The following is a 9,660-nucleotide window of genomic DNA, read 5'->3' as shown; positions in this document are numbered from 1 at the left end:
ACCGCTGACCGCTGACCGCTGACCGCTGACCGCTGACCGCTGACCGCTGACTGCTGACTGCTGACCGCTGACCGCTGACTGCTGACTGCTGACCGCTGACTGCTGACTGCTGACCGCTGACCGCTGACCGCTAGTTGCTTAACAACGTCTAAGCGCTGATCGCTGCCAGAATATCACTGGCATGAGTTTCAGTTTGGATCGAGGTGTAAACCTGGGCAATTTTGCCATCACCACCAATGATGTAGGTCACACGCTGAGAGTAAGACACACCGTTGCGATCGCCCAACACATCGTATGACTTCGTGATTGCCCCATCCACATCAGCTAGCAGCGGAAACGGCAGGCTAAATTTTTCAGTGAACTGCTGGTGCGAGGCTTCATCATCCATGCTGACCCCAAAGACTGTAATTCCCTGGCTCAGGTATTGCTGATAGTTGTCCCGAAAGCTGCAAGCTTCTTTGGTGCAACCGGGCGTATCGTCTTTGGGATAGAAGTAGAGAACGACCGTTTTGCCTGCGTATTCAGACAGCGTAACGGTTTTGCCGATCGTATCTTTGACGGTGAAATTTGGAGCGGTGTCACCCACAGATAAAGGCATAGGGTTACATTCCTTGCTGATACAGAATCATTACGGATTGTAGTACCGATCGCGCTGCTTTAGCGCGTGCCACACAGCACATAACGTTCTAACACAAAGTTGCTATAACCCGACAAAATTCTGTAGCATAAGATACGGAATCAATTTTGCGCCTTGATTTCAGTACGAAGGTTTGCTGGCGGTCAACATTGCTTGTCATGACAGCAGCTTGCGATCGCGTCCCCTGCACTCCATCGCAGCTTCAATGTTTTCCTGCAACACACTTCCCCCTGGCGCTGCTGCTAACAAACGAGCCATGAGACTGGAAACCGAATTTCGGCTTTGCCTACAGCGACAAATGCTAGAGCAGGCATGGCACACTGTCACCGATCGCCCTGACTTACAGCCTCTTACGTCTTCAACACTACCCGCGATCGCGCCCTTAACGTGGGTCAAGCTCTTGCAACGACCTAGCGCCTACAGTGCAGACGAAGCCCTCTTACTGTGTGAAGCCGCAGATCACCAATGGGTTGCCTGGATCCCCGACTACGGCGAAATTGTATTGAGGCGCGAACAGTTTGAATCGCTTTAGGGGTGAGGAGTGAGGAGTGAGGAGTGAGAAAGTTTTGAATTTTGAATTAACTCTCCTTCTGCCTCCTGCCTACGTTCGGCTGAGCGCTCATGTCGAAGCCTGCCTCCTCACTCCTGCCTTTCTAAAAACTGCTCTTCAAATACTGCTGTGCCTCACGCAACACTTGCTTTGCACCGTCAAAACTTAGTTGAACGATCGCCTGCTCATAATCAGCCCAAACGTATGCCTGAATCTCTTTCTCCTGGCAGTGAACGATTGCTGATTGCACCCAGGCGAGAAAATAGACGACTGTTTTTTCAAACTTTTTCCCACTGCGGGTAAAGGGGTACTGCTCTGAAAACGACACACCTTCGATCAGGCTGTAGTCTGAAATACCCGTCTCTTCGAGAAATTCACGGCACGCTGCTTGCAACGCCGACTCACCCGGATCGGCGTGCCCTTTGGGAAAGCCCCAGTGTCCGGCGTGGTGCTGAATGAGAAGAAACTGATGGGTCGTATCGGTATGCAGAACCGGGACAATACCAAAGGCTTCGTCCCTTGCGATCTTAGAATCAGCCATGCGGTTTTTTGGCACAACAAAGACATAGCGGCGAGAAATCTAATCTATTTTGACGCAAAAATCCATATCTGTGTCTTCATGGTGACGTTCCAATTTACGCACTATGCCTGCTAGTTGCCATGTCGATCGCCAGACAGCCGCCGTGGATTCTTGACTATGGTTCCGCTAATCACGAACTGTATGACATTTGACTGTATGAGTGAGTGCAGCTCAAGAAAAGATGTATCAAAGGCACACAATCGCCCCTGGTCGGATGTTTTTCTCCTGCAACCTGCTCCACGGCAGAGGCATACCCATGCGCAACCAAAATAAAACGCATAATATGGAAGCTAGGCTAAATTGATACCAACTTCATGCGCACCTACTTTTAGCCGCGCGTTCTGCCAAACCAGGCTCTTTAACTGCAATGACTGCTCACTCCAGCATTCGTCAAACTATTCATTACCCTGATAAAACGGTACGTCGGGCAGAGCAAGCGATGCGATGTGCACCCTTCAAGCTCACCTTATTTACTACAATGATGCAGCAGAGTGTTTCCCTCGCCGCAATTTCAGGGCACTCTGGAGTAGCACATCAATACAGCCAAACGCCTCTCTCAGAATTGCTTGCAGAAGCAGAGCTACTCTGGTTAATCCAGGTTGGGCTGCTGCGACGAGAGGTCGATGGACAGGGGCTAACCGACAGTTTTCGGGTAACGCCACTCGGTCGTCAACTGGTGCAAAAGTGGCAAGAGCAAGGAGACGCAAGCCGCATGACACCAACTCTTGTCGATCGCCTCCAGCATGCCTGGAATCGTTGGTTTCGGTTGCCCATTTAGACGTTAGATCAAGATGAAAGAAAAGGTAAGCGACCAAGGATGGATGAAGGATCAAGGATTAGGCAAGAATGTTCAGCCTCTAGCCTTCAGTCTGTCTCATGAGGGTTTTGCATGAAAGCCATTATGGTTGTGGGAACCACCTCCCACGCAGGTAAATCGCTGCTTACGGCTGCCATCTGTCGCATTCTTAGCCGTCGCGGGTGGCGGGTAGCACCCTTCAAAGGGCAGAACATGGCGCTTAATGCGTATGTCACTGCTAGCGGTGGTGAAATCGGTCACGCTCAGGCAGTACAGGCATGGGCGGCTGGTATTGCACCCTGGGTCGAAATGAATCCGATCCTCCTGAAGCCCCAGGGGGATATGACCTCCCAGGTGATTATTAAGGGCAAAGCGGTCGGTAAAGTGGGTGCCGCTGAGTATTACGAGCAGTATTTTGACGTTGGTTGGCAGGCGATCGAAGAATCCCTCCGCCGCCTGGGTGAAGAATTTGACATGCTGGTGTGCGAAGGCGCTGGCAGCCCAGCCGAAATCAACCTCAAGCACCGCGATCTAACCAATATGCGGATTGCCAAACATTTAAACGCGCCTACAATCCTGGTCGTGGACATCGATCGCGGTGGTGCGTTTGCTCACGTTGTTGGTACGCTTGAACTACTCGATCCAGATGAACGTGCCCTTATTAAAGGCGTGGTCATCAACAAGTTTCGAGGACAGCGATCGCTCCTGCAATCCGGCATCGACTGGCTAGAAGAACGCACAGGTATTCCCGTTATTGGTGTTATTCCCTGGCTGGATCAGAGCTTCCCGGCAGAAGATTCCTTAAGCCTGATCGACGGTCGCTCCAGCAACCCGACAGGCGATCTCAACATCGCTGTCGTCCGTTTGCCTCGCATTTCTAACTTTACCGACTTTGACCCTCTGGAATCAGAAGACACGGTTTCGGTCAAGTACATCAGCCCCAAACAATCGTTAGGGCACCCAGATGCAGTGATTATTCCTGGCTCCAAAACGACGATCGCTGACCTCATCGTGCTACACAAAACGGGTATGGCAGAAGAGATCCAAAACTACGTCGCAGCAGGCGGTACGGTGCTAGGCATTTGCGGCGGCTACCAGATGCTGGGTAAAATTCTGGCAGATCCAGAAGGCATCGAAGGGCATGAAGGACGCTACAAAGGCTTGGGGCTGCTCCCACTCAAAACTGTCATTGCTGGGCAAAAAGTTGCCCGACAGCGCCTCGTCACATCCAATTTTCCGCAAGAGGGTCTACCAGTCGCAGGCTACGAAATTCACCAGGGCAGAACACGCCTGATTGAAGGTGAAAATATTCAGCAACTGTTCGATGACCCTAACCTGGGCGTTGTCGATGATACCCAATCCGTTTGGGGTGCCTATTTACACGGTCTGTTCGACAACGGTCCGTGGCGACGGGCATGGCTTAACCGTCTCCGCCAGCAGCGTGGCTTAAAATCCCTACCAACAGGCGTGCCCAACTATCGAGAACAGCGCGAACTGATGCTTAACGCCCTTGCCGATGCCGTTGAGCCGCATCTCAATCTCACAACAGTTTTACCGCAAAGTAACTAGCAACCAACCTCCAGAAGAACTGTCACCTTGGGATTCCCACAGTCTTGGCTTAGAATTGACGTTTTCGAGGGTTCTCCACCGATGAGCGTTCGTATCCACTTTTTGCCTGACGATGTAACCATTGATGCCGAGCCTGGAGAGTTGCTGCTGCGGGCGGCTAGTCGTGCTGGAGTCTCGATTCCTACAGGATGCCTGATGGGTTCATGCCATGCTTGCGAGGTAGAGCTGGATGGCGAAGAGTCCGTCTGTAGCTGCATCAGCGCAGTGCCAGACGGTCGATCGCGCCTCACTGTCAATCTTTATGCGGATCTGACGTGGTAGGAATCTAATGTGGTAGGAACAATCGCGGTCAGTCGCTGCCAGGCGGTAGACTAAGCGTTGTCGCCCTGTGCAGGGTCGGCTGATTCAAATTTGTAGCCAACGCCTCGCACTGTGTGGATCAGCATTGGCTGGCTAGTGTCTACTTCGATGTGGCTGCGAATCTGACCAATGTGAACATCGACCACACGGGGATCACCAGGAAACTCGTGTCCCCAGACCTCACGAATGAGTTCGAGGCGTGTCCACACACGACCAGGATGGCTGGCGAGGAAATGCAGCAGGTTGAATTCTAGTGCTGTGAGTCGCACAAGTTCGTTATTAAGCTTGACTTCGCGTCTGGGCGGATCGATCGTCAGTGTGCCAAACGTCAGCGGCTTTTCCTGTAGCGATGTGCGCTCCCGCATTCGGCGCAGTACCACCTCAACTCGCACTGCCAGTTCTTCCAGGTCAAACGGCTTAGTCATATAGTCATCTGCGCCCTCCGCCAGCACCCTGAGCTTAGCCGCCTGATCGGTGGAGCTAGTGAGCATGAGAACGCAAACATTAGTAGCGGCTTGCATATCTCGACAGAGTTGATAGCCGTTGCTATCTGGCAAGTTGATATCTAAGATCACCAGGTCGGGATCAAACTCCTTGAAGCTGGCGATCGCGCTTTTACCATCGCCAACAGACTTCACCTGATAGGCTGGCTTGCTGTTGAGAAACCGTTGGATCAAATTACGAATAGCAATATCATCCTCAACCACCAAAATCTTTTTAACATCCGTTACAGCCACGTTATTCATAGCCACATTACCTGAAACTCATTACTAGGCACTGGCATCCGGCTTTCCACTGCCAGGTGCCTCAAACTTATAACCGACACCCCGCACTGTCTGAATAAGAGCTGGTTGACTGGTATCAATCTCAATCTTTTTCCGAATCTGACCAATGTGGACATCAACGACCCGCTGGTCGCCGACATACTCATAGTCCCAGACTTCTTGAATCAGCTCAGCTCGTCGCCAGACACGACCCGGATGACTCGCCAAAAAATGAAGTAAATCAAATTCCAGCGCTGTCAACAGAATAATGTCATCGTTAAACTTCACCTCGCGCCGCACCGGGTCGATCATCAGTTGGTCAAACATGAGGCATTGCTGCTCGGCTGACGTAACCGGGCGTTGGCGCTTTAAGATGGCTCCCACACGAACACCCAGCTCTCCCAGACTGAACGGCTTGGTGATATAGTCATCAGCGCCCTGCGAGAAGCCTTTGATTTTATCCGCCTCATCTGTGCGGCTAGTCAGCATGAGGATAAACACGTTTGTTCGGCTTTGCATCTCCTGGCAAAGGTTGTAGCCGTTGGCATCGGGTAGATTCACGTCTAGAATGACCAAATCTGGATTGAACTGTTCAAACGTTGCTAAGGCACTTTTGCCATCCTCGGCTGATTCCATCTGATAGTTCTGCTTAGTTAAAAAGCGGTGAATGAGATTCCGGATTGCAGGATCGTCATCAACTACGAGAATCTTGGCTGGAGCCATAGCCATAACCTTGCGTTTGGAGAAGAAAGAGGACTGGATTAAGTAGAGTAGCCGTGAAGCAGCACGAGGAAGAAGCGACACAAGGCTGACAAGCTATTATGCTAAGTCAAGCGATGCACCCAACATTCTAAACAATTGTTGATTTAGTGTTTGATGGTTAAGTATGCCCTTGATGACGAGATTTACGACAACAACGCTTTGTTGCTTTCTATCTAGTTTGTTATTACAGAGCATACAGCCTCTCATCAGTACGCTTGTCTGATCAGTACTCTTCCCAGGAACAGTATGACTCAGCTTTCACAGACTGTCTTGGGCAATCACGACGTTCGCTAGAGAAAGGGGCAAGCCATGAGACGATCGCCTGTCAAGCCCAACATAACTAAGATTTTGCGATCGATGCTAAAAATGCTTGTGAACAGGTATCAGACTACGTTAGCTTTGGATAGAGGTGGAGACGCAAACCATGAGTAGCCAAAGTCCATACGAACAGCTTGGGGTAACAGAGGCTTCCAGCTTTGAGGAAATTCAAGATGCTCGTAATCAACTGTTTGCTCAGCATCAGGGCGATCGCAAGCAGCTAGAGAGCATTGAAGCTGCCTATGATGCCGTTTTAATGGATCGCTTGCGTCTGCGGCAGGAAGGCAAAATTAAAGTGCCCGATCGCATTCGATTTCCCGAAAAAATTGTGCCGCTGCCATCCAATCCACCCGTCGCGCCGACTAGCCGAGGTCCGGCATGGTTACAGCGCTTCATTGATACTCCCAGCCGAGCGGATATTCTGCTGCCAGCCGGGGTGCTTAGTGCGCTCAGTGCGCTCGTCATCTTTGCTCCAGGCGCTAATGTAGTGCAAATGGCGTTGATTTTGGGCATGGGCGCAAGTTTCTACTTTCTCTACCGCAAAGAGCGGAAGCTTGGCAGAACGGTCTTACTGGGTTTCCTGGGGTTGGTCAGCGGATTTCTAGTGGGTGGGTTACTCAGCACCCTCTTACCTGCTCAAGTCACCAGCCTGATTCCAAACCCAAATGTCCTTGTTAGCGTGGTGACGTTCTTCGTTCTGTGGCTGGTGAGCAGCTTTCTGCGCTAGGGGCTGTCATCAATTTCAGCCAACATCCAATGGTAGAAAGGCTACAGCCCCTAGCCTGCTTTTTAGGAGCGGGCGCGACTGGGCTGATGCTGCAAGCGTTTGATCGTTAATTGATGACGCGCCCTAGGAGGTGTGTAAGCTGCCGCGTTTCATCTGTTCGCGCTCGATCGCCTCAAACAGGGCACGAAAATTGCCTTCACCAAACCCTTGCGCTAGCTGTGAGTGTCCACTGTCATCGCTAGGCTGTCGTTGAATGAGTTCAAAGAAAAACGTAGGCTCGTCAAAAATCGGCTGGGTGAAGGTTTGGAGTAAGACAGCTTGATGCGCGTCAGGTTGCCAGTCGGCTAGGATTTGCTGCTGCTCTAGCTGCTGGATCATGACCTCTGGCAAAGCGAACCCAGATCGCTGACGCAACTGCGTGTAGTAGCTTGCAGGAACATGCATCAGCGCTAAGTGGCGCTGCCGTAGCTGGGCGATCGTCCTCACCAAATTAGTCGTTTCGAGGGCAATGTGCTGCACACCAGCGCCGTGATTGACATCCAAAAACTCTTGAATCTGCGAGTTGGATGAAGCGGGTTCGTTGATTGGCAACTGTGCCCCACCTGGCGAAGGGTGTCGCATGACCTGGCTGCATAGGGCTGAGTGAGCAGTCTGGATCGCAAAGCCCTGCTGGGGTTGAAACCCTAAGACCCGTTCATACCAGGCAACCGATCGCTCTAAGTCACCTGCTGCTACATTCAAGACAACGTGGTCAATGCTTGTAAACAGACCAGGATTGCTGTCATCGTCTAGCTCAACCGCTATTGGAGGAGAATCGCTTGTATAGCCGGGTTGAGCGATGAGTAAGTTGTCCAACCTGGCGGTGGCTTGGGGCAGCAGAGAGGTGATACCTATCCGTTCCAGCAGGGTATGCGTGAGACCAGCCCAGGCAGCCAGCGTTGCCCACTTGAGTGTTCCTTGTGCCTGCACTTCGGTTTGGATGGGCTGTAGCACAGTAGCGCCCTGCTGCGTTGCCTGAGCGATCGTGGCTGCGATATCCTCCACGCAAAAAGCGACATCAGCAACACCTGGAGGATGGCGCTGCAAAAAGGCGGCGATCGGACTCCGCGCATTCGTTGCAGAGCAAAGCACGAAGTATATAGCACCCGCATTAACGACCTCGATCGCGCGATCCGCATTCACATGGCTGCCCACAGAGCGGAACCCTAATTGCTGGACAAACCAATCACGGGTCGCGATCGCATCGTTCACATAGAAACAAACGTGGTCAATTTTCATCAAACTTGACTCAGGCAAACAACGCGTCCGAATGTTAATTCTCTCTGGTTGCCCTTACCTTCAGGTCTCTCTTTAGTCAAAAGCGCCTTTCGCCTTAACAATAACGTTTTCTTGCATTTATTTTACATTTCTTTACTAGCATCCCTATCATACTGAGTGATGTCAGGACTCACACCAGCGCTGCGATCGCTGCGGGTTTACGCATTGGCACCAGACTGCTTTACTAACATCAGAGCTAACACGAGTTTTAAGGACTGTAAGGAAGAGCAATGAAAGAGCTTGATGCCACTCAGGTGGAGCAACTCAAAACGATTGGTACCTATCTTGGTCGAGAGCGTAAGGAACGAGGCGTTTCGTTGGACGAAATTGCGGTCAAGACCTACATTCCGCTGCGTCTTCTGCAAGCGCTGGAAGAGGGGCACATTGAGCGATTACCAGAGCCAGTCTTTGTTCAGGGCTTTATTCGACGCTTTGCAGACGCGATCGGGCTGGATGGTGTAGCGCTGGCAAAAACCTTTACACCACAGCCATCATTTATGATTGAGCGCAAAGCACCGGAGGCAGAGCGCCCCCATACCGTCGAACAGCCTGTGGAGCACGATGTCGCTGAATCGTCTGCTGTCGAGCCGATCGATTTGCCGCCTCAGTTCATCCAGCACGATCGCACCCCTCCTGCTGGGCGCTCTTACTTGCCGTGGGTGCTGTTAAGCGCAGCGGCAGTGCTTTTGGTGGGAGTTGGGCTGGTCAATGTGCTAAATCGTCCTACCGCGATCGAGTCACAGTCTGAAACGACCGCCAACAGCGTCAGTCCAGCCGCTCCTTCACCACAGCCCAGCGCAGATGCCCCGACCTCGATCGCGCCTCAAGCCTCAAGCAGCCCATTGCCGACGGTATCTGCCCCAGGTGAAGCCACACCAGCAGCGGACTCGCCGATTCAGGTAGCAGTGAAGCTGACGGACGAATCCTGGTTTCAGGTCATTGCAGATGGTAAAACCGAGTACGAAGGCATCTTGAAAAAGGGCGAGCAAAAAACGTGGAAGGCGCAAAAAACACTGGTGCTGCAAGCGGGAAATGCTGGCGCAGTGTCGGTTTCTTACAATCAGGGCGAAGCAAAACGTTTGGGTGCGCCTGGTGAGGTGAAGGATGTCACGTTTCCGCCCAGTGAGAAGCCTAAACCAGGTGCAGCGAACTGATTGGTGGAAGGCGCTAGCCTAGTAAGAAGCCGTCAGCCGTCAGCCGTCAGCCGTCAGCCCTAAAGCTTGTCCTGATAGCTGATAGCTGATAGCTGATAGCTGATAGCTGATAGCTGATAGCTGATA

The 9,660-nt window shown here is 51.9% G+C and carries 11 protein-coding genes; 6 read left to right on the top strand and 5 right to left on the bottom strand.

Going from position 1 to position 9,660, the window contains the following annotated elements; translation table 11 throughout:
• Positions 1-148 precede the first annotated feature (148 nt).
• Positions 149-598 carry a peroxiredoxin gene (locus AC5JO6_RS00885; protein WP_496079151.1) on the bottom strand — a complete coding sequence of 150 codons (450 nt, stop codon included), beginning with the start codon at positions 596-598 and terminating at the stop codon, positions 149-151.
• A gap of 295 nt (positions 599-893) precedes the next feature.
• Between AC5JO6_RS00885 and AC5JO6_RS00880 the strand changes: the two genes are divergently transcribed.
• Entirely contained in the window at positions 894-1,169 is a 276-nt protein-coding gene (locus tag AC5JO6_RS00880) for a hypothetical protein (protein WP_496079150.1), read from the top strand.
• Positions 1,170-1,290: 121 nt separating this feature from the next.
• Here AC5JO6_RS00880 and AC5JO6_RS00875 read toward each other — a convergent pair whose 3' ends face one another.
• Positions 1,291-1,728: a bis(5'-nucleosyl)-tetraphosphatase gene (locus tag AC5JO6_RS00875; RefSeq protein ID WP_496079149.1), complete on the bottom strand. Its 438-nt coding sequence runs from the start codon at positions 1,726-1,728 to the stop codon at positions 1,291-1,293.
• A 406-nt stretch (positions 1,729-2,134) separates the two neighbouring features.
• Between AC5JO6_RS00875 and AC5JO6_RS00870 the strand changes: the two genes are divergently transcribed.
• The 3 genes from AC5JO6_RS00870 (at position 2,135) to AC5JO6_RS00860 (ending at position 4,453) form a co-directional block, all read left to right on the top strand.
• A complete protein-coding gene (locus tag AC5JO6_RS00870; protein ID WP_496079148.1) occupies positions 2,135-2,545 on the top strand; it encodes an Npun_F0494 family protein in 411 nt (136 codons plus the stop codon).
• A gap of 111 nt (positions 2,546-2,656) precedes the next feature.
• Positions 2,657-4,132 carry a cobyric acid synthase CobQ gene (gene cobQ / locus AC5JO6_RS00865; protein WP_496079147.1) on the top strand — a complete coding sequence of 492 codons (1,476 nt, stop codon included), beginning with the start codon at positions 2,657-2,659 and terminating at the stop codon, positions 4,130-4,132.
• An 81-nt stretch (positions 4,133-4,213) separates the two neighbouring features.
• On the top strand, positions 4,214-4,453 hold the full coding sequence (locus AC5JO6_RS00860; RefSeq protein WP_496079146.1) for a 2Fe-2S iron-sulfur cluster-binding protein: 240 nt from the start codon (positions 4,214-4,216) through the stop codon (positions 4,451-4,453).
• Between the two features lie 50 nt (positions 4,454-4,503).
• Here the strand turns inward: AC5JO6_RS00860 and AC5JO6_RS00855 are convergent, their stop codons facing one another.
• Both AC5JO6_RS00855 and AC5JO6_RS00850 read right to left on the bottom strand, forming a co-directional pair.
• Positions 4,504-5,238: a response regulator transcription factor gene (locus AC5JO6_RS00855; protein WP_496079145.1), complete on the bottom strand. Its 735-nt coding sequence runs from the start codon at positions 5,236-5,238 to the stop codon at positions 4,504-4,506.
• A gap of 24 nt (positions 5,239-5,262) precedes the next feature.
• The gene (locus AC5JO6_RS00850; RefSeq protein WP_496079144.1) at positions 5,263-5,985 is read right to left on the bottom strand and encodes a response regulator transcription factor; all 723 of its coding nucleotides are present in this window, start codon (positions 5,983-5,985) and stop codon (positions 5,263-5,265) included.
• A 457-nt stretch (positions 5,986-6,442) separates the two neighbouring features.
• Here AC5JO6_RS00850 and AC5JO6_RS00845 point away from each other — a divergent pair, with 457 nt between their 5' ends.
• Positions 6,443-7,063, top strand: coding sequence for a CPP1-like family protein (locus AC5JO6_RS00845; protein WP_496079143.1), 621 nt, complete (start codon positions 6,443-6,445; stop codon positions 7,061-7,063).
• 123 nt (positions 7,064-7,186) lie between these two features.
• Here the strand turns inward: AC5JO6_RS00845 and hppD are convergent, their stop codons facing one another.
• A complete protein-coding gene (gene hppD, locus AC5JO6_RS00840) occupies positions 7,187-8,341 on the bottom strand; it encodes a 4-hydroxyphenylpyruvate dioxygenase (protein WP_496079142.1) in 1,155 nt (384 codons plus the stop codon).
• Between the two features lie 269 nt (positions 8,342-8,610).
• Between hppD and AC5JO6_RS00835 the strand changes: the two genes are divergently transcribed.
• Positions 8,611-9,534, top strand: coding sequence for a helix-turn-helix domain-containing protein (locus tag AC5JO6_RS00835; protein WP_496079141.1), 924 nt, complete (start codon positions 8,611-8,613; stop codon positions 9,532-9,534).
• The last annotated feature ends 126 nt before the right edge of the window (positions 9,535-9,660 follow it).

The organism is Tildeniella sp. (genome assembly GCF_059505325.1).
This window is presented reverse-complemented; position numbering and strand designations above follow the sequence as displayed.